22 protein-coding genes are annotated in these 22,448 nt (G+C 36.8%); 13 read left to right on the forward strand and 9 right to left on the reverse strand.

Annotated features, from left to right (window positions below; genetic code table 11):
- Positions 1 to 8: 8 nt before the first annotated feature.
- The 5 genes from QZL88_RS06895 to QZL88_RS06915 form a co-directional block, all read right to left on the reverse strand.
- On the reverse strand, positions 9 to 878 hold the full coding sequence (locus QZL88_RS06895; protein ID WP_296939462.1) for an SDR family NAD(P)-dependent oxidoreductase: 870 nt from the start codon (positions 876 to 878) through the stop codon (positions 9 to 11).
- Between the two features lie 2 nt (positions 879 to 880).
- Entirely contained in the window at positions 881 to 2,434 is a 1,554-nt protein-coding gene (locus tag QZL88_RS06900; RefSeq protein ID WP_296939466.1) for an oligosaccharide flippase family protein, read from the reverse strand.
- Positions 2,435 to 2,446: 12 nt separating this feature from the next.
- Positions 2,447 to 3,511 (reverse strand): Wzz/FepE/Etk N-terminal domain-containing protein, encoded by a 1,065-nt coding sequence (locus QZL88_RS06905; protein WP_296939468.1) that lies wholly within the window; start codon positions 3,509 to 3,511, stop codon positions 2,447 to 2,449.
- Between the two features lie 4 nt (positions 3,512 to 3,515).
- Complete coding sequence (locus QZL88_RS06910) at positions 3,516 to 5,888, reverse strand: SLBB domain-containing protein (RefSeq protein ID WP_296939470.1); 2,373 nt, start codon at positions 5,886 to 5,888, stop codon at positions 3,516 to 3,518.
- Positions 5,889 to 6,200: 312 nt separating this feature from the next.
- Positions 6,201 to 6,797: a D-sedoheptulose 7-phosphate isomerase gene (locus QZL88_RS06915; protein ID WP_296939472.1), complete on the reverse strand. Its 597-nt coding sequence runs from the start codon at positions 6,795 to 6,797 to the stop codon at positions 6,201 to 6,203.
- A gap of 196 nt (positions 6,798 to 6,993) precedes the next feature.
- On the opposite strand from QZL88_RS06915, the gene QZL88_RS06920 reads away from it, so the two are divergent.
- Positions 6,994 to 7,926 (forward strand): SPOR domain-containing protein, encoded by a 933-nt coding sequence (locus QZL88_RS06920; RefSeq protein ID WP_296939475.1) that lies wholly within the window; start codon positions 6,994 to 6,996, stop codon positions 7,924 to 7,926.
- Between the two features lie 71 nt (positions 7,927 to 7,997).
- Here the strand turns inward: QZL88_RS06920 and upp are convergent, their stop codons facing one another.
- From upp to QZL88_RS06935, 3 genes are all read right to left on the reverse strand, one after another.
- Positions 7,998 to 8,654: a uracil phosphoribosyltransferase gene (upp, locus tag QZL88_RS06925; RefSeq protein WP_296939476.1), complete on the reverse strand. Its 657-nt coding sequence runs from the start codon at positions 8,652 to 8,654 to the stop codon at positions 7,998 to 8,000.
- Positions 8,655 to 8,716: 62 nt separating this feature from the next.
- A complete protein-coding gene (locus tag QZL88_RS06930; RefSeq protein ID WP_296939478.1) occupies positions 8,717 to 9,460 on the reverse strand; it encodes a shikimate dehydrogenase in 744 nt (247 codons plus the stop codon).
- A gap of 94 nt (positions 9,461 to 9,554) precedes the next feature.
- Positions 9,555 to 10,172 (reverse strand): OmpH family outer membrane protein, encoded by a 618-nt coding sequence (locus QZL88_RS06935; RefSeq protein WP_006798729.1) that lies wholly within the window; start codon positions 10,170 to 10,172, stop codon positions 9,555 to 9,557.
- A 233-nt stretch (positions 10,173 to 10,405) separates the two neighbouring features.
- On the opposite strand from QZL88_RS06935, the gene QZL88_RS06940 reads away from it, so the two are divergent.
- The 7 genes from QZL88_RS06940 (at position 10,406) to QZL88_RS06970 (ending at position 18,237) form a co-directional block, all read left to right on the forward strand.
- Entirely contained in the window at positions 10,406 to 11,863 is a 1,458-nt protein-coding gene (locus QZL88_RS06940; RefSeq protein WP_296939481.1) for an aminoacyl-histidine dipeptidase, read from the forward strand.
- Between the two features lie 172 nt (positions 11,864 to 12,035).
- On the forward strand, positions 12,036 to 12,191 hold the full coding sequence (locus QZL88_RS06945; protein ID WP_296939484.1) for a hypothetical protein: 156 nt from the start codon (positions 12,036 to 12,038) through the stop codon (positions 12,189 to 12,191).
- A 357-nt stretch (positions 12,192 to 12,548) separates the two neighbouring features.
- On the forward strand, positions 12,549 to 13,613 hold the full coding sequence (locus QZL88_RS06950; RefSeq protein ID WP_296939486.1) for an acyltransferase family protein: 1,065 nt from the start codon (positions 12,549 to 12,551) through the stop codon (positions 13,611 to 13,613).
- A gap of 472 nt (positions 13,614 to 14,085) precedes the next feature.
- Positions 14,086 to 14,811: a DsbA family oxidoreductase gene (locus QZL88_RS06955; RefSeq protein ID WP_296939488.1), complete on the forward strand. Its 726-nt coding sequence runs from the start codon at positions 14,086 to 14,088 to the stop codon at positions 14,809 to 14,811.
- A 94-nt stretch (positions 14,812 to 14,905) separates the two neighbouring features.
- Positions 14,906 to 16,306 carry a choice-of-anchor Q domain-containing protein gene (locus tag QZL88_RS06960; RefSeq protein WP_296939490.1) on the forward strand — a complete coding sequence of 467 codons (1,401 nt, stop codon included), beginning with the start codon at positions 14,906 to 14,908 and terminating at the stop codon, positions 16,304 to 16,306.
- Complete coding sequence (locus tag QZL88_RS06965; protein WP_296939492.1) at positions 16,290 to 17,345, forward strand: hypothetical protein; 1,056 nt, start codon at positions 16,290 to 16,292, stop codon at positions 17,343 to 17,345. Before QZL88_RS06960 ends, QZL88_RS06965 begins: the two co-directional genes overlap by 17 nt.
- A gap of 4 nt (positions 17,346 to 17,349) precedes the next feature.
- Positions 17,350 to 18,237: a beta-1,6-N-acetylglucosaminyltransferase gene (locus QZL88_RS06970; RefSeq protein ID WP_296939494.1), complete on the forward strand. Its 888-nt coding sequence runs from the start codon at positions 17,350 to 17,352 to the stop codon at positions 18,235 to 18,237.
- Here the strand turns inward: QZL88_RS06970 and QZL88_RS06975 are convergent.
- On the reverse strand, positions 18,224 to 18,706 hold the full coding sequence (locus tag QZL88_RS06975) for a MarR family transcriptional regulator (RefSeq protein ID WP_296939497.1): 483 nt from the start codon (positions 18,704 to 18,706) through the stop codon (positions 18,224 to 18,226). The genes QZL88_RS06970 and QZL88_RS06975 overlap by 14 nt on opposite strands.
- A 153-nt stretch (positions 18,707 to 18,859) precedes the next feature.
- Between QZL88_RS06975 and rpsF the strand changes: the two genes are divergently transcribed.
- From rpsF to gnd, 5 genes are all read left to right on the forward strand, one after another.
- Complete coding sequence (rpsF, locus tag QZL88_RS06980) at positions 18,860 to 19,216, forward strand: 30S ribosomal protein S6 (protein WP_006798739.1); 357 nt, start codon at positions 18,860 to 18,862, stop codon at positions 19,214 to 19,216.
- Positions 19,217 to 19,486: a 30S ribosomal protein S18 gene (gene rpsR, locus QZL88_RS06985; protein ID WP_183305946.1), complete on the forward strand. Its 270-nt coding sequence runs from the start codon at positions 19,217 to 19,219 to the stop codon at positions 19,484 to 19,486.
- Positions 19,487 to 19,505: 19 nt separating this feature from the next.
- On the forward strand, positions 19,506 to 19,949 hold the full coding sequence (gene rplI, locus QZL88_RS06990; protein ID WP_296939501.1) for a 50S ribosomal protein L9: 444 nt from the start codon (positions 19,506 to 19,508) through the stop codon (positions 19,947 to 19,949).
- A gap of 126 nt (positions 19,950 to 20,075) precedes the next feature.
- Complete coding sequence (locus tag QZL88_RS06995; protein ID WP_296939503.1) at positions 20,076 to 20,477, forward strand: hypothetical protein; 402 nt, start codon at positions 20,076 to 20,078, stop codon at positions 20,475 to 20,477.
- Between the two features lie 1,012 nt (positions 20,478 to 21,489).
- Entirely contained in the window at positions 21,490 to 22,386 is an 897-nt protein-coding gene (gnd, locus tag QZL88_RS07000; RefSeq protein ID WP_296939505.1) for a phosphogluconate dehydrogenase (NAD(+)-dependent, decarboxylating), read from the forward strand.
- The last annotated feature ends 62 nt before the right edge of the window (positions 22,387 to 22,448 follow it).

The raw sequence follows: 22,448 nt of genomic DNA on the forward strand, positions 1-22,448 counted from the left end.
AATCTCATTTATTTTATAGTATATCCTCCATCACAGATTATCGTCTGCCCAGTAATAAAATTACTAGCATCACTCATTAGAAAGACAGCCAATTCTGCGATTTCTTCTGGTAATGCAAATCTTTCTAAAGGGTTCTGAGTGCAATAAACATTTTCTGCCCGATTTTGAAAATCAGATTGCATGTTCGTCACGACAACACCGGGAGCGATCCCATTGACAATAATACCATATGGAGCCAACTTAATTGCAAGCCCTTGTGTTAATCCTGCAATATCCCACTTTGTCATTCGATATGGATAAACTGCTCCAACAAAACCACCCTGTGAAGAAATATTAATTATTTTTCTCTGCTTGATTTTGTTTTCTTTTATCCATTTACCACATAACGATTGAGTAAGGAAAAACAATCCTTTCGAATTTGTAGCATATACTTTATCCCATACTTCTTCGGTCACATTTGGAAATTGAATACTATTCACAATTCCTGCATTATTAACTAGAATATCTATATCATTATTTAACAGTTCTTTGGTTTTTAAAATGCCTTCCTCCATATTAGCTATTTGGCTAATATCCCATGTGAGGACTTTTAATAGCGAACTGTTTATCTTTTCTTTTGCCTGCTTTAACTTATTTTCATCTCTACCTGTAATTACAACAGTCGCCCCTTCCTGTACACACTTTTTTGCAATACAAAAGCCGATCCCTGAACTGCCTCCTGTAATTAAAATATTTTTTCCCTTTAAAACTTCCCCACAATTAATATATGCAATATTAGTGGTTGTATACCCTCCATAACGATAAACTTTCCGTAAAGATCTAAGTATCAAAGGTACTCTCTTGACTGCAAAAATAATCTTGTGAATTGTTCTTTTCATTTTTAACAATTTCTACGTAAATTATCAATTTTAGTTATAGCAACATTCCTTATTTTTTCTCGTTCAGATTGCTTCAATGCAATTAAATACATACATATGCAAGCAAATAGTATGCTTCCAACCACCCCAATTACAGCATAAAAAAATCCAATAGGCAAAAGATAATGTAACCCGAAGGAAAGCACTGAAGACGCTAACATAACAAAAAAAACAGGAACTATTACCTCCACAATAAAAAGTTGAATATCCAGTCCTATTAACTTTCGAACAATAAATAAACGAACAATAAACATAATTAAATTTGCTACTATTGCCACAACAAAAACAGAATATGCCCTTGCTCCCATAATCAATACAATCCATGAAGCTATAAAAATAGCTATTTGAATACAGCCAAGCGTTAATTCATACATCCTCATCCTACCAGGTGCACGAGCTGCAGTAGTCATAGGCAAGCTTATCGAATTTATCATGACTTCAACCAAAGCCAATCGCGTAAACAATACAGCTTCGGGAGGAGGGTTCTTCAACCATACTTGTAATATAATATCCATTTCAAGAAACAATGGTAAAGCAAATACCCACATCAAAAAAAAAGTAATTTTAGAACCTTGGAATATCAGCGAAAACATTTCCTTTTTGTCATTCGCTGCATATGATTTTATAATTGGTGGATAAAGTCCTGTATTAAAATTATTAGAAAACACATTAACCTGGCCTGTAATATTTGTTGCCACAGCTCTTGCTGCTACAACAACAGGACTAAACACCTGATTTAACAAAATCGTAACTGCCTGATTTCGAAAAACCGTAGTTATTTGTCCAAATAATGTCCAGCCTGTAAAGCCTGTAATTTCCCGTAACAGTTTTTTGTCCCAATAGAATTTTCTAAACTGACATTCTTGGTATTTTCTCGTACAAATCACGATATAGACAAGATCGACAATAACCATTACTGCAAAAATCAACACTCCATACAGTTCAAGTTTATCCCAAGGCAAATAAACCAGTAAAAAAACAACTCCTAACTTCAAAATTGCCTCAAGGATTGATACATAAGCATAAATCTGCATGTCTTCATGAGCAATAATAATTGCCATAAAAGGTGCAGTAAAAATAGTAGCAATAAAAGTCAGTACCGAGAAATGATATATAAATTGAGCGGCTTCATACCTCTCGGGGGGAACATGTAATTTCTCATTTACAAACCAAAGGCCAATTGTTTCAAGCAAAACTAATGCAATAATCGCTATAACTACATAAATTAGTAGATTTATTGAAAAAGTACGATTTAGTTTATTTGTATCACTTTGTCCTAAAGCAAACGAAAAGAATCGTTGCGTGGCTGAAGCCATTGTTCCGCTGAGAAATGAAAAGAAAGCTACGATTCCACCAACTACATTATAAATTCCATAATCTTCAACACCAAGAGTATTTAATACCACACGTACTGTATATAGACTTACCAGCAAAATCAGTATTTGTCTAAAATACAACATCAAAGTATTTTTAACAATCCGTCTGTTACTACTTATAGAATTTTCTTTCCGCTCCATTAATAGATTCTCTTATCGTATTAAATATAATATATCTTCCTTGATGATCCATGCAGAAGCACTCAAAAACGATATTAATAAGAAACCCGCTAATATTATTTTTTTTGAAGGTTTCGATGGCTCTATAGGTTGTACAGCTGGTTGAATAATAGTAAAAACCGGCGTATTATCCTGAACCTTTACTTTTGCCAATTGCAATTGCTGTGCAGCTTGATTATATACAGAGTAAGCAAGATTTGCTTCATTTTGCAATCGTTCCTGAGTTATACGATATTTGGCTGACACAACATTTAAATTAGCATCAGAATATGTTGCTAATTTTTGTTGAGCTGTATAATAATCTGTTTTGGCTTCTTCATATAACTTTTCAGCAAATAATAAATCATTTCGGGCTTTCTGAGTACGATAGTCAATTATATAGGACTGAAAATAAAGAGTCAGTGTATCAACCAGATAAGCAGATATCTCAGGACTTTGCATTGTTACTTCAATAGTAGTAACTGCCGTTTTCTTTTCTGAGGATATAATTATTCGGTCTTTTAAACTCTTAATAATATCCATATCCATTTTAGACATAATTCGATTATTATCTACATCTTTAATGATTGAATCATCTTCTGTAAAAAATAAATTCATAAACAAACCTGGAGCCTTCAGAAGATATGACCACCAAGCATAGCTTTGATAGTTATTCATATAAGAATAGAAAGTCGTATCTATACCTTGCTTTAGATCTTTTACATTCATATCGAATAATCCTTTAATAAAAGGTGTAGACTCAAATACACTCGGATATAAATCAGGTGAAGCTAATGCATCAATTCCCGTAGTTCCTCCAATATTGACTCCTGCTAATGCTGCCAGTGAGTTCATAGACGATGTTCCAGACTGTGCCTCCGGCATTAAAATCACGGTCGTCGTATATTCCTTCGGAATACTAAATGCAACAATAAGAGCTATAACCAGTCCAATACCTAAGGCCTTTATTATAAACTTCTTATTTACCCATATTTTATTAGCTAATGCAAGCAAATCTATTTCTTTCTCCTCTGCTATATTATTTTTTTTCTCTTCCATAGCTTTATTTAGTCAATGCATTAATCAATAAAGCCACTACTGACGCCATCGATGTAATACTAGTACCAATACTAATAGTTTCAGCCAATGTCATTTTCTGCCTTTGTTCTTTTGCTGGTACAATTATCTCACAACCAGGTTGAATCGCATCTTTACTAGAACCTTTAACCTTTGCAACTGTTCCATTCATATAAACAATGTAAGCCCTCTTCTTCTGAGCCACATCATTATAGCCTCCTGCCTGATCGATATAATATGAAACTTTTTCCCCTTTTCTATAAAGGACTGTATTCGGATACATCACAGCTCCATTAATTTTAACTGTATTATCGTATTCAGGAATCATCAATCTATCCCCCGGCTTCAATACTAAATCGAATTCTGAGCGAGGATACTTCATCGCCATATCCAGTTCTATTCCGATAGCATAGTATCTCTCAACATCCATCAACTCAGAAGATATAGAATCTGTTGATCCACTTTCTGATATCATTCTAATAGATTTCTTCTGACTGGCTATTTCCGCTTGTGTTTTCTCCCTTACCAATTTTGCTCCTTGAGAATATGCATGTGGGGTTAAATTTCCAGCTCTTGCTATTATATCTGAAATCCGCTCGGTTTTCTCTTTAAGAGCATAAGTCCCAGGAAACAGCACTTCTCCCTGAAGCACTACATTACGCTGTTCAATATATCCCGGACTTCTGCGCACATACACTTGATCATATGGCATCAAAGTAAAATTAGAAACTCCTTCCGCAATTAAACCATCTTTTATACTAAAAGTAAATGTTTCTGCAATCACAGATTGACTTTCTGTACTCGTAGGATCTACTATTCTACGGGCAACATCAACCTTAGCAGTAGATGCTGACCCTAGTAATCCTCCAGCCCGGACTATAAGATCTTCAATAGTTGTATTATCTGCATATTTATATGAACCAGGATTTGCCACATTTCCATATATAGCAAAATTACCTAAGTCCATAACAACAGCATTTGCTGCAACAAATAAGACATCATTCTTTCTCAATACTATGTCACTAATAGTACCTTTAAGAAGCGAACTTAAGTTAATTGATAAATTCTCGATTGTCAAATCTGCCTTTTCGCGTGTCAATATAGCCCTGCTTAAAAATGCATCATCTTTGAGACCTCCTGCTTTTTCGATCAAATCCTTCACAGTCTTTATATCTTTTCCAATCTCATAGTAGCCAGAGCGATAAACAGCACCTTGAACTTCCACTCTGTTTTCGTATAGATTTAATCCAGCATGAATTGTGACCTGATCCCCATCGTCAAGGATAAAATTTTTAAAATTATCAGATGCTAATGTAAATACTTTATCATAACCACCTGTTTTTCGCACTAGTCCAGCTTCATCCCGGTATGCATCACCGACAAAACCTCCGGAATACTTAATTAAATCTGCTAATGTTTCCTGCGAAGTCATTTCATAATACATCGGCCGCTTTACCTTACCTGTTATTTCAACCAGTGATATATATGGCGGAACAATAATAATATCTCCATCATTTAATCGTATATCACCACTCGAATCTCCATCCAATAGATATTTATATATATCAATAGTTTTAATCAATTTACCCTTACGGTATAATTGAATTAACCTTAATGAACCTATTTCATTTATCCCTCCTGCATTATATAATGCATGAAAGACTGAAGATAATGAAGACATGGAATAAGTGCCCGGAACCGACACCTCACCCATTATATTTATTTGAATAGTCCTTATCTGTCCTAAAGTAAGTTTTATTTGAGAAGCTCCCTCATAATCACCTATTCCTGAATATAGCCCGGAAAACTTTTGCTGAACATAATCATTTGCTTCTTTTATCGTCATTCCATTCAAATAAACAGGCCCTAATCGATCAACCCTGATACTTCCCTCTGGAGATATGGTCTGTCTCACTGATGCTTGAGATGCACCCCATATATCGATCACAACTTCATCCCCAGGACCAAGCTTATAGTCTTCAGGAGTAGGAATATTAACATTGGGTGTAAATGATAAATTCTTCTTATTAAATATATCTTTTCCGAATATCCGCCGTTTATTATCAACAACAGGTTCATTGGCCATTGTTTCATCTAACACATCAGTCCTCAACTTCGAACCGTCATCGATAACTCCTGGAGCTGCTTTTTGTCTTTGTTGATTCTGTTGATCCTTTATCCTCTCTAGCTGACTTTGAGTCACACCTCTTTTTAACAGCTCGGCAGCTATTGTTTGTTGCGATGTCCCCTTATCCATCTCCGTCTTAACATAACTGATGACCTGATCGTCTGACATTTGAGCAAAAAGGGAACAAATCGAAATCAAAAAAGTAAATAAACAAAGAATAAGCCTTTTCATATATTTGAATTAATTTTTCCGGGAGTTTATGATTCTCTAATTTAGCTAATTGAGTAATATAACTTATTGCTGTTTCTTTTATTTTGTATAAGGTAATTCTCTGCCGAACAACCACAGAGGTATTTTATCTTCATGAAATAAACGCATAACGCACAAAATCAGACAGTTGCAGCAATCACATCAGCCACACTATTCTTCTTCTTTTTTTCGCGCTACAAATGTAGTCATTTTTTAGCTGAAAGCAAGCGTATTATAAATAAACATTTTGCGTTTTATCTAACTATCATAAAATACAATATAATGATAAGACAGTTATTCTTTATTCAAATATCCAAATAATTTTTCCTCCACAATACAGCATATTATATGTCCGATAAGTATGTGCGATTCTTGTATACGAGGAGTCTCTTCTGATGGAACTTTTATACATATGTCACAAATATCCGTAACACGCCCCCCTCCTTTTCCTGTAAAAACAATCGTCTTAACACCTTTTGCCCGGCATGCCATCAAAGCCTTATATATATTTTCTGAATTACCGGAAGTTGTGATCCCTATAAAAACATCTCCAACCTGACCATGAGCTTGAACCTGACGCTCAAACAACCGGTCAAATCCATAATCGTTACCTATAGCTGTCAGGATAGAGGTATCCGTAGACAAGGCGATAGACGGAATACCTGGGCGGTCAAAATAAAACCGGCTAACAAACTCCCCTGCAATATGCTGAGCATCGGCTGCACTACCTCCATTACCGGCCAGCAAGGTCTTAAAACCCTTCCGATAAGCCTCCGTAACCATTTCTGCTGCTTCCCGAATATTCTTCAATAAAGCAACATCGGTTAGTATTGCTTCCTTCACAGAAATTGATTTTTCTATCTGATCCTTAATTATACATTCAGTATCCATATTTCTTTTTTGTACAAAATTAATGCTTTTATATCAAACTATGCTTTTTTATGAATATCTTTCCTACAAACACCATAATACGCCATAAACACCAACAAAACCTCTTATATCTTGAACGTGACCACAATGCATAAATTGAAAAATAAAATCCTTTTTTTAACTACAAAATTATCCTGCTTATGCTTATATTTGCATTATGGAAAAAACAATATTTAAATACCTAGAAATTTCACTTCCGATACACAATTGTGTTATTATACCTGATTTTGGAGGTTTCATATTAAACATGGAACCAGCAATATTCTTATCCAACGGCGCAATCAAACCGCCTAAACACAGTATTGTTTTCAATCCGGAACTAAATCATAATGATGGAATTATAGCATCATACATTACCAAAGACGAGAAGATATCCTATAACGCTGCATGCAAAAAGATAAAAGAGTTTGTGACAGCAATTAAAACAAAACTGAAAGATGGTAAAACGATTCCGTTTGGCAATATTGGGTCATTTACAACTGATACAGAAGGAAATATTCTTTTCGCACCGAACAGATCGATTATGCATCCCGGTTTGTTTGGATTATACCCTACCAGCATAAAACAATTGGCCGAAATAGATAAAATTATCATAAGAGACAAAAGAAATCTGTCCTTAAAATATACAATTGGTGCGGTCGCTGCCAGTGTAGCCGCAATTGCACTTTTCATTACCCCCATCAACATTAAAGACAGCAACAGCAAAATCTCTCAAAAAGCTGATTTTATATCTACAATTACAAGCTCGTTGTCACCGCGTAATAGCGAAATTGTTAAAGATTTGGAAAACAAGACTGAGACCAAGCAAATCACTAACACGGCTGAAGATAGTCCTGTCAAACTCAAATCCGGACGTATCTATTATATTATTGTCGGAGGAGAAGACACAATGGATAGGGCGAACAATCTGCTTTCCAAAATTAAGAAGAATGGATTTAATGATGCAGACATTGTAGAAGGAGGCGATAGATACAGGATATATATATCTTCGTTTGAAGATAAGACACAGGCAGAATCATATCTTGACTCTTTCAGGAAAGAAAACCCTAAATTTGAAACGGCGTGGCTTTATTCCAAAAGAAACAACTAAACTCATCATATTACAGAAAATAAAAAGTCCGGAAAATTTCCGGACTTTTCTTATTTTAGTATTATCTTTTTTCATTCCTTTTCCCCATATGCTAAATCTCCGGCATCTCCCAGTCCCGGAATAATATATGCATACTCATTCAACTCCGGATCTATTGCTGCTGCCCAGATCGTAGTCCTGTCTTTAGGGAAATTCTGCTCACAATAATCTATTGCCTGCCGACTTGCAATAATAGTTGCAATATGAATATGTTTCGGCTGGCCTTTTGTCAGCAATGCCTGATATGACAAATCCATACTCCCACCTGTAGCCAACATCGGATCTGTAAGGATCAATATCTTATCCTCAATTCGGGGTGACGCTATATATTCGATGTGTACATGAAAACTCTGATGGTTTTCCCGATACTTTCTATATGCCGAAACAAATGCGTTCTCCGCCTGATCGAAACAATTCAGAAAGCCATGATGATATACCAACCCGGCACGCAGAATAGTACCTATTACAATAGGATCGGATGGCACGTTTGTTACCGAAGTACCTAATGGAGTCACAGTTTCTAAAGGAAAATAATTCAAAGTCTTACTTATCTCATAAGCCATAATTTCTCCTATTCTTTCTATATTACGCCTAAAGCGCATACTGTCTTTTTGAATGTCTACATCGCGCAGTTCACTGACAAAACGATTCAATACAGTGTTTTGTTCCGATAAATTTATTGTTTTCATTATTATATTTTAAGCCAAATTTAATTGTTTTCTTTCAATTTCACAGAATTGATAATAAAAATTTATCTATTCCATATATCCCAAGCTGCCAAAGCCTGCAATTCAAGCATCTCCGCACCATTTTTCACCTTAGCACCTCTTTCTTTCCCCAACCTCAGAAACTTTGTTTCAGCCGGATTATATACCAGATCATACAATAAGCAATCCCGGGTCAAATACAGATAAGGAATATCCGGTGCTTCATCTACATTAGGGAATGTACCTAGTGGCGACGCATTCACAATTACCGTATATTCATTAAATATATCTTTATTCAAATCCGGATATTGCAATTGCCCGGTCTTAGGTGTACGGGAAACATACGTAAAATCCAAACCGAGATTTTTCAACCCTCCGGCTACTGCTTTAGAGGCTCCTCCTGTTCCCAAAATCAAAGCTTTCTTATGAATATCTTTATTGATAAGTGGAGCAATCGAATTCCGGAAACCTATAATATCTGAATTGTACCCTACCAGCTTGACTGCCGATCCGCTTCTTACTACTTTTATTACATTCACCGCCCCCAATTCTCTGGTCTGAGGATCCAAATCATCTAAATATTGAATCACCTTTTCTTTATAAGGAATAGTTACGTTCAATCCTCTGAGATTCGGATGCGAACTTATAATATCCGGAAATAAAGAAATTTCAGGAATTTCAAATTTCACATATTCTGCATCAATACTCTCCTTCGAAAATTTCTCTGTAAAAAACCGGGGAGAAAAAGACTGAGCTAAAGGGTTCCCCACAATTCCATATAAATCCATAATATCAGTAAATTTAATTTTAAGAGCTGAGAAGGTATAAAAAAATAGGATAATACCAATTGGCAATTATCCTATTTCTATATTTTTAATTCTTCTATTTAGCGGCTTCGGGCTTGTAACGGCTATTAAGTAGCTGTATTACATCTTTCGTAATATCATATGAATCTTTTGCCAACAGGATATTGTCTAATCCTGTATTACTGAAGATCACCTGATAATTAGCTTTTTTATTATAATCTTTCAGGCAAACACGAACCGAATCGGTTATCTCCGCATTTACTTTAGCCTGTTTTTTCATATAATCTTCTCTCAATCGTTCTGCTGTAGCATGAAGGTCAGCCTCCATTTTCTGTATACGGACTTGCTCTTGCTGAGCACGTTCCTGACTTAGAAATACATTGTTATCAATTTTCTTACGAAAATCAGCGACTTCATTTTCAAATTGACGTTGTTTGTTGTTCAATGTTGCATTAGAACTGTTATATTCCTTCATCAACACATCATTTGCATCTTTTGCGTAATTGTAATTGATAAGTAAAGAGTCAACATTGACATAAGCTATAGGTAAAACGCCTGTAGAATCACCTTCTGCAAATTTAAGGGATGCAGATCCACCTTCTGTGCTTTTCTTATTAGATGTAAAAAATAAAATAAACAATACGATTATTGCAACTGCAAGTACACCGTTAATAACATAAGAGATATTCTTCATTTATTTAAATGCATTAGTTAATCCTTTTTTTAATACAGAAAACCTGTCAGGTACGAGTCTCATTTTCATACCCATTTTTGAGAACGACTTGGCAAAGATATATCTTTATGTTAAAACAACGCTATATTGAAACCTTTAAAAGATGTAAAAAAATTGCTTTTTATAGGTTATCTATCTAATTTTAGATGTTATTACAAAATAGAGTAGTCATCTACTAAAAAATTTAACGGAATATGACAATAAAAGATTTAAAGCCAAGCGCAGTATGGAACTATTTTTATGAAATAAGCCAGATCCCGCGTCCATCGAAAAAAGAAGGTAAAATAATAGCTTATCTACTCGATTTTGCAAAAAAGCACAATCTGGAGGTAAAAAAAGATGATGCCGGAAATGTGCTTATAACCAAGCCTGCGACTAAAGGCAAAGAAAATCTTCCGACCGTGATACTTCAGGGGCACGTAGATATGGTATGCGAAAAAAACAGCGGAACTGTCCATGATTTTGGCAACGACCCGATAGAAACAGTTGTAGAAGGCGACTGGTTAAAAGCTAAAGGTACAACTCTGGGTGCAGATAATGGCATAGGAGTGGCAGCTGCTCTGGCTATACTTTCATCAGATACAATAGAACACGGAAAACTGGAATGCCTGTTCACTGTAGATGAAGAAACAGGTCTGACTGGCGCTTATGCATTAAGTAAAGATTTTCTGAATGGAGATATTCTTATCAATCTGGATACCGAAGAAGAAGGTGAAGTATATATAGGATGTGCAGGAGGTAAGATAACTACTGCTACATTCACATACAAGCCGGAAAGCATTCCAGCAAACTATTTCTGGTTTAAGGCTCAGGTAAAAGGGTTGAACGGAGGACACTCAGGTTCGGAAATCCACAAAGGCCTGGGTAATGCAAATAAGATACTCAACCGCTATCTGTGGACACTCAGCAGACAATACGACCTTTCTCTAGCGGAATTTAACGGAGGGAATCTGCATAATGCTATTGCTCGCGAAGCATATGCTATAGCAGGAGTACCTTACAATAAAAAGGAAGAGGTAATTGTAGCATTGAATACACTGGCTCCGGAAATCGAAGCTGAATTGAAAAGCGTAGATCCTAATCTGAGAATGACAGTGGAATCTACCGATACTCCATCGTTTGTTATAGATAAGGATACAACTAACAATCTGTTGAACGCACTATACGCTTGTCCTCATGGTGTACTGGGCATGAGTTTTGAAATACCGGGACTGGTAGAAGCATCTACAAATCTGGCTTCAGTGAAAATGAAAGAGGGTAATACAATCCTGATAACTACAAGCCAGAGAAGTTCCACAAACTCATTGAAAGATGATGCAGGAAATATAGTTAACGCCGTATTCACACTAGCAAAAGCAGATGTGGTGCACTCGGCAGGATATCCGGGATGGAGACCTAATCCGGATTCTAAAGTATTAGGTGTAGCTAAAGATGCTTACAAAAAACTATTCAACAAAGAAGCGGAGATAATGGCAATCCATGCCGGTCTCGAATGCGGACTATTCCTCGAAAAATATCCACATCTGGATATGATCTCATGTGGACCTACAATCCGTAATGCCCATTCTCCGGAAGAACAGGTTGAAATTCTTTCTGTTGAAAAATGGTGGGTTTTCTTACTGGAAATATTAAAAAACATTCCTGCTAAATAATATCAGTTACATTATTTTTTGATATATAATACCTGAAATAAACGCATTTGCCGTGCCGATAGTAATATGCTTATTGGCGCGGCATTTTTCATAAAAGAATGTGTTGATATATTTTAATGTGTTGATATATTTTAATGTTCGATTAATTTCGACTAAACTTCGTTTCGTCAGGATGTTCATTTTGGCATTGCCCAAAACGAACCAAAAGGCTAGCGCTTCGTTCCTCGGCGACCTGTCAACGGTTTGCCGGCTGAAAGGGACAAACGGGCTATCGCCCCATCCCTTTCTACGTCGACTTCACCGGACAGGTGCCCGCTTACGTCACTAATGCGTATCCGCTGACGCCTTAGTAAGGCAAAGCTCTTTCGAGAATTAAATATGCGTCAGCCAGCGCCGTTAGCTTCACCGGCGGGGTACCCGTCAGGAGAGAAAGGCTAAAAAACGAAAACGTGTTTGAGCTTATCCGAGTATACGGATTGTACAAACCTTGGAGCGAGTTTTTTCGTTTAGCCGTCTCTTCTGCTAACGGGTCGGCCTTTGAAGCGGGGCGCTAAAGCGTTTTTGGTTCCTTTTGCGGCTTTGGGCAAAAGGAACACAAGCAATCTTTGATTGCGCGTAGCATAAAACAATCGAACACTAAAATGAAACAGAAAATACCAACATAAAACACTAATTAAAACAAAAAATGAAAGGAGAAAGAGTATTCAGTATCGACTTACTCAGAGTATTAGCCTGCTATATGGTAATACAAGTACATGCAGGTGAATTTTACTACATCGGAGAAGGAGGGACTATCGCAAATGGAAACGATCCGTTTTGGGTCAATATCTACAATTCACTGTTCAGAACAGCAGTACCCTTATTCATCATGATTACAGGCTATTTTGTCCTGCCCGTAAAGGAACAGATGAACGTATTCTTTAAGAAACGTTTCACTCGCGTATTAATTCCTTTCATCGTATGGTGTGTACTATATGCGATTTATGCCTTCGCTATGGGCAAGACCGATATAGAGGGAATGTTTATCAATATAGCTAAAATCCCTGTTAACTATGGAGTGGAAGTCGGACATCTCTGGTACATTTATATGCTGATTGGATTATACCTGTTCTTCCCTATTATATCGCCCTGGCTGAATAATGCATCGCGCAACAACCTGCATTTTTACCTCATTATTTGGGCAATCACATTGTTACTCCCTTATATACATCAGGTATTCCCCGAGGTATTGGGAGAATGCTACTGGAATCCGACATCCCTGTTATATTACTTCACCGGATTTCTCGGATTCGCCATACTGGGCTTCTATCTCAAAAAATTCTGTATAGCAAAGAGCAAGTGGGATATGCCCATAGGATTCTCTTTAATTATAATTGGGTACATCGTAACCTATTCACTTTTTGCCAACAGACTGAATACACAAGAGTTAGTATCTGATTTGGAATTATCGTGGAACTATGGAACCATCAATGTGGCAATGATGGCTTTGGGCTTATTTCTAGTTATTAAGAATATCAGATACAGAAAAGATACTATTCTAAAAAAGGTAATAACAAGTATATCTGTCATGAGTTACGGAATATACCTGGTGCATATAATAGTATTAAATTTCTTCTACTGGGCTTTTAACGATATATTTTCATCAGCAGCAATAAAAATCCCTCTACTGGCTATATGCACATTTCTGGTATCTTATATTATTATAAAAGTGATTTCATATCTGCCAAAGAGTAAATATATTATCGGTTAATAGTATCTTTGTATTGTTATAGCTTTGTTACATTTTAAGTTTAACAAATATATTTATCTATACAATAAAGTATTGTTTTGCAGCTCTTTGAAATGATAAAAAGTAACAAATATAAAACAAAAAAACTGTTACCTTTGTTACCTTTTAACAAGTGATGAGTTTTAAGTAATAAGTTTTAAGTTATATGAGATACGAGTAGACAAGACACGGGATACAAGTTGTTAACTGATGACTGTTCACTGAAAAAAGTGTTACCTTTGTTACCTTTTAACAGTTACGAGTTACTACGCCCTGTGGGCAGTTACAAGTAAACGAGATACAAGTTGTTAACTACTAACTGACGAGATGCTTCGCTCTGCTCAGCATGACAAGGGTATTATTAATTATTCATTCTTAATTGTTTTCTTTGTTACTTTTGTTACCTTTTAAAACTTACAAAACTAATTATCAACAACATAAAAAAACATCGATAATGAACAAAATGAAAATAGATATATGGTCAGATATAGCCTGCCCGTATTGTTACATAGGAAAGCGAAAATTAGAAATGGCCTTGAGCCAATTCCCTCACAGGGATAATATCGAACTTGTCTGGCATAGCTATGAATTAGATCTTGAACTCCCTAAAGAAGCTCTGGAATCGAAAATCTATGGATATTTTGCGGATAAATACCAGATGAGCGTAAATGAGGCTCATGAAACAATGGCAAATACAGCTAAACTGGCAAAAGAAGTAGGACTAAATTACGACTACGATAATCTTATCGTAGCTAATACATACGATGCCCTCCGTCTGGTGAAGTTGGCTAATGAATCGGGTTTGGCGACCGAAGCCGAGGAAGTGCTTTTCGATGCCTACTTCGTGAGAGGTGCAGACATAAGTGACAACAGTATACTGGTGAAACTGGGTACACAAATAGGACTGACAGAAAAATCCATTGTGGAAATGCTGGACAGTGACACATATCTGGACAAGATAAAAGAGGATATTGAATACAGCGAAAACGAGCTTAATCTCGAATACATTCCGTTCTATCTATTCAACAACAAGCAAATAGTGCAAGGTTCTATTCCTGTTGATGATTATCTGGAGGTGCTGAATAAAGCATATGCCGAATGGGAGCAAAACGGCGTATCCAGCGAAAAAGGAGAAATCATAAGCGGGCAATCCTGTTCTATAGACGGTGTTTGCAGCTAAAAAAAAGAATAAGAGAAAATACTGCTACACCTTATTACATATAAGGTCTCAGACCTTTTTATTAACTATTTGAGCATAAATACAACAGACTGTTATGATTTTAGAATACAACATTAAGTCTTATCTGTTACTTATATTGCTATTCTTTGGGCTTTTTGCATGCTCGAACGACGATGATTTTTCGTCGGATGGAAATATGTCTATCACATTTTCATCAGATACAATCGGTTTCGATACTGTATTTACGACTATCGGCTCTGCTACACGGCAGTTTAAAATATATAATAAAAACAGTAGATCACTTGTAATAGGCTCGATAGAATTGATGAACCCGGCAAAAAGCGGATTCAGAATGAATATCGACGGAGAAAAAGGGACGAAGCTCTCAAATGTAGAAATACTAAAAAAAGACAGTCTTTTTGGATTTATAGAAGTTACAGTAAATCCTACAGACAATGAAACTCCGTTGTTGATACGCGATTCCATCAGATTCGAAACAAACGGAAATATACAATACCTGCAACTGGAAGCTGTAGGACAGGATGTCTATATATGGAAAAGCGGACGGATTACCCAGGATTCTGTAATTACAGGTAAGAAACCGCTTCTTGTATATGATTCCATCGTGATCGATAAAGAGGTTACAGCTACAATGTCTGAAGGCTCCAAAATCTTTTTCAGAAACAATGCTTCTATACGCATACATGGGAGACTGATAGCCAAGGGGACAATAGAAAAGCCTGTTATTTTCAGGGGAGACCGCTTTGATAAGATCGATGCAGATATACCTTACGACAATGTTCCGGGACAATGGGACGGCGTATATTTCTATTCCGAAAGTTATAACAACCAACTTGAAAATATAAATATACGGAATGCCACAAAAGGCATAACATTCTATGCATCAGACATTCAATATAAAAAAGCGACTTTATTGAATGTAGTTGTACAAAACACATTAGAACACGGGGTATCGGCTACAAACAGTAATATTGACGGAGGAAACTGCCTGTTTGTTAATTCTAAAGGAGCAGCACTAAATCTCAATGGGGGAAAATATTCATTCCTGCATTGCACCATTGCGAATTATTTCAGATGGTCGGCAAGGAGTGTAGAAAGCCTGATAATAAGCAATAGTAAAGAGACACCGTTAGCACAATGTGATTTTATGAACTCTATCGTTTACGGTTCATTAAATAGAGAACTTTCAATGAATAGAAATGCTGAAGCCGTCTACAATTATCAGTTCATAAACTGTCTGATAAAAGGCACGGAGATTTCAGACTCGTACTTTGAAAATATAATATGGAATAAAGATCCTCTATTCAAAGACTTGAATACGGAAGGTATCTATTCATACAACTTTGAGTTACAGGATTCATCCCCGGCCATAGATAAAGCCGATAAAACATATTCAATGGGTTTGCCTTTTGATTTGCGAGGTAAATCCCGTCAGGATTCTCCCGATATTGGTTGTTATGAGCGGGTTAAGTAAAGGTTGGAAAATATTACAGGGCATTATACTGTTACTGATAATCAGCATACAGACAAATGCGCAGGAAAATTTTCGTATCATGTTCTACAATGTAGAAAACATGTACGATACAAAAGACAATCCGAAAACAAACGATGATGATCTCACCCCGAACGGACAATTGCACTGGACAAACTACCGATATTGGAAGAAGTTGAATGATATAAGCACCGTGATTTCATCTGCTGGTGACGATCGATACCCTCCTGCATTAGTCGGTATATGCGAAGTAGAAAACGATTCCGTATTGTATGACCTTACCAAAAGAGCAAGACTGAGGAAACATAAGTATGAATATATAATCACCAACTCCAAGGATAACAGGGGTTCGAATACAGCCTTACTCTATCAGCGGGACCAGATAAAGATAATAAGCAAAAGGTCTTATACTCCCACCCTGCAATCAGACCCATCGAAAACAACGCGGGATATACTCCATGTTACAGGTGAAGTCATCAATGATCAGATACTTGATATATTCGTTTGCCACTTCCCGTCCCGACGTGAGGGGATTAAAAAGACAAGGCCCGACCGCATACGGTGTGCAGAACTCTTGAGACAAAAGACTGACAGTCTTTTCCGCATACGAAAGAAAGCGAATATCATTATCATGGGAGACTTCAATGACTATCCGAATGATACAAGCCTATCTGAAAGTCTTGGTGCGCATAGCATCAAATCCCCGGTTTCGGATAAAAGTTTATACAATATGTTTTATCATCGTCTAGGCGAGAAGGATACAGGCTCCTATAAATATAAGGGAAAGTGGAACTTTATAGATCAGTTTATTACAAGTGGGAACCTGTTGAATCCCTCTTCTAAAATCTCAATCAAGAAGAAAGAAGCACATATTTACTCTGCACCTTTCCTCTTACATGATGATAATACAAAGTCCGGAGGTGGCGGACAGAAACCATTCCGTACTTACTCAGGGTTTAAATATCTGGGCGGATACAGCGACCATCTTCCTATTTATATGGATTTGATTATTAAAAACTGACGAAATGAAACACGCTATACTTGTAACAGCATATAAGAATCCGCAGCAATTAAATGAATTGGTAGACTTCTTCAATGAAGACTATTCATTCTATATCCACATAGATAAGAAAAGCCGGATTACCGATTCTGATATTGAGACACTGAAAACGAAGGCTACCGTCAAGTTTGTATCACAGGAATACAGAGTCAACTGGGGTAGTGTCGACCATCTAAAAGCTATTCTTCTCTTATCGAAGGAATGCGCCAAAGATAAAAGCATAGATTACATCCACCTGATTACAGGACAGGATTTTCCTGCAAAGTCGCCACAACAGATATCCGATTATCTGAAAGAAAATTATGGAACAGAGTTTCTCTCGGCCAGGCCACTACCTATTAAAACATGGATAGAGGGCGGACTCAACAGGGTTGTATATTACAATCTATATGAGATTTTCAATGCCAAAAGCTGGCAGCGTATATTCATCAAAGCATTTGTACAAATGCAAAAGATTGTCGGATATAAGAGGAAATTGCCGACCGAATTAAATAACCTCTATGGAGGTTCTACCTATTGGACTCTTACGCTACCTGCAGTTGAATACTTCCTCGACTTTCTCGATAAGCATCCGAATGTTCTCGAAGCTTATAAATATACATTTTGTGCCGAAGAAATCTTATTGCATTCCATATTAATGAACTCTTCATTCAAGGAAAAGGTAGCAAAAAGGAACCTGAGATTCATGCTGTGGGAAAACCGGGACGGAGTATATCCGGCCAATCTGGATGAAAGGGATTTCGAGGACATTACCAGTTCAGACGCGTTTTTTGCAAGAAAATTCGAATACCCTGTCTCAGGGAAATTACGGGACAAACTAATTAGGTATTTATCACATTCTAATAGCGATTAGAATCCTCCAGGGCCTCACGTATATTGCCAAAAACAGCCGCCAGCAGGAAACGCACCTGCTTAAGCCCCTCTTCATCGATACCTGCTAAAGCAGCATCTACGGTCTCATATACGGCTTTATTGGCCTTTTCTTTTATTGATTTACCTAGGTCGGTGAGGAATATATAATTGGAACGCCTGTCTGTTGTGGAAGCATTACGATAAACAAGATTCTGCTTAGTCAGGTTGTCAATAAGGCGAGTCATACTCGGCTTATCCTTAAATGTGGAATTGCATAAGGTCTGCTGGGTGACGCCATCTTCGCGCCAAAGGAAAGCTAATACCGTCCATTGTTCGGGAGTAATATCGAGACCTTCTTTACGAAGGTTGCGGTACATCATACGGTTAATAGCCATCGACACTTTTCCGTTAATGATGGGGAAGATAAGATCCTGATCTCCATCCAAGCTGAGTATTTCTTCATTTTCCATTGACGATTCCTCTTATATTGTATACAAATGTAAGATAAGAAGTCCGCTTATCAAAGATTTTTTAAAGCTTTAGCATTTGTTATATAAATAAAAAGCTCTATCTTTGCACCTCATTTGCAAAAATGACATGTTTAATTTATAATTATTTAATTTATGAACAATTACGAAACCGTTTTCATTTTGACTCCCGTTTTGTCTGATGTACAGATGAAGGAAGCGGTAGAAAAATTCAAGACTATTTTGACCAATGAAGGGGCAAAAATAGTAAATGAAGAAAACTGGGGACTTCGCAAACTGGCTTATCCAATCCAGAAGAAATCTACCGGTTTTTATGCGATGTTAGAATTTGAAGCTGATCCGGCTGTTATCGCTAAACTAGAAATCAACTTCCGCCGCGACGAACGTGTTATCCGTTTCTTGACTTTCCGTCAGGATAAGTTTGCACACCAGTACGCAGAAAAGAGAAGAAATCTAAAATCACCTAAAAAAGAAGAAGTAAAGGAGAACTAAATTATGGCACAGCAATCAGAAATCAGATATTTGACTCCGCCTTCAGTTGATGTCAAGAAAAAAAAGTACTGCCGTTTTAAGAAAAACGGTATCAAGTATATCGACTACAAAGACCCTGAGTTTTTGAAGAAATTCCTTAACGAACAGGGAAAAATCCTTCCTCGCCGTATTACCGGAACATCTCTGAAATTCCAACGTCGTGTTGCACAAGCTGTAAAAAGAGCTCGTCACTTAGCTTTGCTTCCTTACGTTACAGACTTAATGAAATAATAAAAAGGAGGAAAAAGAAATGCAAGTTATATTAAAAGAAGACATCCTTAACTTAGGATATAAAGATGAAGTCGTAACTGTAAAAGACGGTTATGGACGTAATTACCTTATACCTCAAGGTAAAGCTGTGATAGCATCAGAGTCTGCAAAGAAAGTTTTGGCTGAAAACATGAAGCAACGCGCTCACAAACTTGAGAAAATCAAGAAAGACGCTGAGGCTTTGGCTACCAAACTTGATGGCGTATCACTCACTATCGGAGCAAAAACAAGCTCTACCGGCACTATCTTCGGTTCGGTAACTAATATTCAAATAGCTGAGGCTCTTGAAAAATTAGGATACAACGTGGACCGTAAGGTAATCATCATCAAAGATGCCGTAAAAGAAATAGGTACTTATAAAGCAATCGCTAAACTTCACAAAGAAGTTTCTGTAGAAATTCCTTTCGAAGTAGTCTCTGAATAAGATACCGTTAAATATAGAAAAGAGAGTTGTCTATCGACAACTCTCTTTTTACTTTTATTAAACCTTAACAAAACCTAAAAATAAATACTATCTTTACATACTAACTATTAATTACAAAAATAACTTATGAAAAATTTAACAAAAACTACCCTTAGCATCATTGCTATTGTATTCATTTCTTCGTTTTTCATCCAATGCAAAGATGCAAAAGACGCAGTAGTAACTAAATACCTAGATATGCAGGTAGAGCAAATGAACAAGCAATGCCCGCTTAGTCTTGGAGGAGGATTAACTCTGGAAAGCTGCAAAGTAGAAGGAAACAGAACGATGAAATTCTCTTATAAAATAGACCAGGACATCGAAACATTCGATACGGCAGCAGGCAAAGCGGCAGCTGTTGATGCGCTAAAAGGTTCGCCGGAAATAGCCCAATTAAAAGAATATGAAATAACATATAAGTACGAATATAAAAATGCATCGGACAAAGTCATAGGAGAAATGACAATTGCCCCAGATGATTATAAATAAAAAATAGATAAAGAATAATATAAGAAGCCGAAAGACAAAACATAGTCTTTCGGCTTTTTCTTATAAATAGTGCGAACGAAGAGTTATTTCAAAAATAATCGTTTGTATTGGTAAATACTTTATCAATGCATATATGGCTATTAGCCGACAGCTCTTCGATAGACTGAAATGTCCCCTAATTGGCGTTGTTTTCCCAAAGGGGGACATGCAATGAGAGTAAAAAGCAACAAGTAGAAAAAGTGTAACCTTTGTTACCTTTTTTAGAGTTACAAGTTATTGTGCCCTTGGGGCAGTTACAAGTTGGTTTACTGTTAACTGATATATCTTTACTTTTTGTATAGTGCTCTTTGTGTAAATCTTTGTGTCCCTTGTGGTATAGAAATTTAGCCACTAAGTACACAGCGGGAATCACAAAGGCTAAAAAGACTGTTACATATGTTACCTTTTGTAAAAGTTACAAGTAGACAAGATACAAGTTGTTAACTGCTAACTGATGACCGTTAACTGATATATCTGTTACCTTTGTTACTTTTTAACAGGCAGTCAATTTTAGATAATAAACAGTATAAAGTATTATTGCTATTATCTGTATGTAAGGGGAATGTTTTTGGGTGGCTAATGCCGGACACGGATCCGTCCCTATAAGTTGCTATCTGAATTATTGACAATTAAAATATAATAACGGGCTAAATAGATAATATTTATCAAACATTTTCCATATATAAAATATTGATAACCAATATTCACTATCGATGAACTAAATAATATAACACACTGTTTTAACTTAAAATCATAAAAAAATAGTAACTTCGTAGGGTTTAAGAGATTAATTATCAAAATATTTTCAAATACTAAATAACGGATAGAATTTGATAATATATTCTATAATGGTAACTAACTATTGTTGTTTTAATTACCAAAGCAATAATTAACAGTCGACGACGCGAAGGCGAGTCTAATAGGTCTGCGGCCTTAACTTGTTTATATTATAAAAATAAAAATAGAAACTAATATGAAAATCGGATTTGTAGGATTAGGCAAAATGGGCGGTAAAATGGTAGAGCGCCTGTTGAATCATGGACACGAAGTAGTTGCTTACAACTTAACTCAAAAAGAAATAGATGAAGTAGCTGCAAAAGGAGCTATACCGGCTTCCAGCCTGAAAGACCTTGTTAGTAAATTGGATGAACGCAAATTGGTATGGTTAATGGTTCCTGCCGGCAAGCCTGTAGACGGGAACATTGCCGAACTGCTTACATTACTTAAACCAAACGATATAATTGTAGATGGCGGCAATAGCTATTGGAGAGAAACTGTTGAACGTGGAAAGAAAGTAAAAGAACACGGAATTCACTACCTCGACTGTGGTACAAGTGGTGGCGTATGGGGACTTCAGAACGGATACTGCCTGATGTATGGCGGAGACAAGGAAGCCTGCGACTTCGCTGAACCTATCTTTAAAAGCCTTGCCCCTGAAAACGGATATATGCGTTGCGGCGAGAGCGGCTCCGGCCATATGGTGAAGATGGTACATAATGGCATCGAATATGGTATGATGCAGGCATACGCAGAAGGATTTGAAATAATGAAGAACTCCCCATATAATGTAGACTTAGAAAAAGTTTCGCGTGTATGGATGGAAGGCTCGGTTGTTCGCTCATGGTTACTGGAACTGATAGGCAATGCACTTGAAGGAAACGAAAATCTGGACGGCATCAAAGATTATGTAGCCGATAGCGGCGAAGGTCGCTGGACCGTACAGACTGCGATGGACTTTGATGTTCCTGCACATGTCATCACAGCTTCACTTTTCACCCGTTTCGAATCGAGACAGGAATCGTCTTATGCAATGAAATTACTGGCAGCTATGAGAAATCAGTTTGGCGGCCATGAAATAAAGAAAGACTAACTTAGTTACTTCGCCCTACGGGCAGTTGCAAGTTACGGGTTACAAGTCGGACACACAATAAG

The sequence above is a fragment of the uncultured Dysgonomonas sp. genome (genome assembly GCF_900079725.1).
Taxonomy (GTDB): Bacteria; Bacteroidota; Bacteroidia; order Bacteroidales; family Dysgonomonadaceae; genus Dysgonomonas.

Excerpts from the sequence above, each read along its gene's own strand:
- QZL88_RS06895 (WP_296939462.1), bottom strand. The coding sequence starts at position 878 with ATGAAAAGAACAATTCACAAGATTATTTTTGCAGTCAAGAGAGTACCT.
- QZL88_RS06900 (WP_296939466.1), bottom strand. The coding sequence starts at position 2,434 with ATGGAGCGGAAAGAAAATTCTATAAGTAGTAACAGACGGATTGTTAAA.
- QZL88_RS06905 (WP_296939468.1), bottom strand. The coding sequence starts at position 3,511 with ATGGAAGAGAAAAAAAATAATATAGCAGAGGAGAAAGAAATAGATTTG.
- QZL88_RS06910 (WP_296939470.1), bottom strand. The coding sequence starts at position 5,888 with ATGAAAAGGCTTATTCTTTGTTTATTTACTTTTTTGATTTCGATTTGT.
- QZL88_RS06915 (WP_296939472.1), bottom strand. The coding sequence starts at position 6,797 with ATGGATACTGAATGTATAATTAAGGATCAGATAGAAAAATCAATTTCT.
- QZL88_RS06920 (WP_296939475.1), top strand. The coding sequence starts at position 6,994 with ATGGAAAAAACAATATTTAAATACCTAGAAATTTCACTTCCGATACAC.
- upp (WP_296939476.1), bottom strand. The coding sequence starts at position 8,654 with ATGAAAACAATAAATTTATCGGAACAAAACACTGTATTGAATCGTTTT.
- QZL88_RS06930 (WP_296939478.1), bottom strand. The coding sequence starts at position 9,460 with ATGGATTTATATGGAATTGTGGGGAACCCTTTAGCTCAGTCTTTTTCT.
- QZL88_RS06935 (WP_006798729.1), bottom strand. The coding sequence starts at position 10,172 with ATGAAGAATATCTCTTATGTTATTAACGGTGTACTTGCAGTTGCAATA.
- QZL88_RS06940 (WP_296939481.1), top strand. The coding sequence starts at position 10,406 with ATGACAATAAAAGATTTAAAGCCAAGCGCAGTATGGAACTATTTTTAT.
- QZL88_RS06945 (WP_296939484.1), top strand. The coding sequence starts at position 12,036 with ATGTTCATTTTGGCATTGCCCAAAACGAACCAAAAGGCTAGCGCTTCG.
- QZL88_RS06950 (WP_296939486.1), top strand. The coding sequence starts at position 12,549 with ATGAAAGGAGAAAGAGTATTCAGTATCGACTTACTCAGAGTATTAGCC.
- QZL88_RS06955 (WP_296939488.1), top strand. The coding sequence starts at position 14,086 with ATGAACAAAATGAAAATAGATATATGGTCAGATATAGCCTGCCCGTAT.
- QZL88_RS06960 (WP_296939490.1), top strand. The coding sequence starts at position 14,906 with ATGATTTTAGAATACAACATTAAGTCTTATCTGTTACTTATATTGCTA.
- QZL88_RS06965 (WP_296939492.1), top strand. The coding sequence starts at position 16,290 with ATGAGCGGGTTAAGTAAAGGTTGGAAAATATTACAGGGCATTATACTG.
- QZL88_RS06970 (WP_296939494.1), top strand. The coding sequence starts at position 17,350 with ATGAAACACGCTATACTTGTAACAGCATATAAGAATCCGCAGCAATTA.
- QZL88_RS06975 (WP_296939497.1), bottom strand. The coding sequence starts at position 18,706 with ATGGAAAATGAAGAAATACTCAGCTTGGATGGAGATCAGGATCTTATC.
- rpsF (WP_006798739.1), top strand. The coding sequence starts at position 18,860 with ATGAACAATTACGAAACCGTTTTCATTTTGACTCCCGTTTTGTCTGAT.
- rplI (WP_296939501.1), top strand. The coding sequence starts at position 19,506 with ATGCAAGTTATATTAAAAGAAGACATCCTTAACTTAGGATATAAAGAT.
- QZL88_RS06995 (WP_296939503.1), top strand. The coding sequence starts at position 20,076 with ATGAAAAATTTAACAAAAACTACCCTTAGCATCATTGCTATTGTATTC.
- gnd (WP_296939505.1), top strand. The coding sequence starts at position 21,490 with ATGAAAATCGGATTTGTAGGATTAGGCAAAATGGGCGGTAAAATGGTA.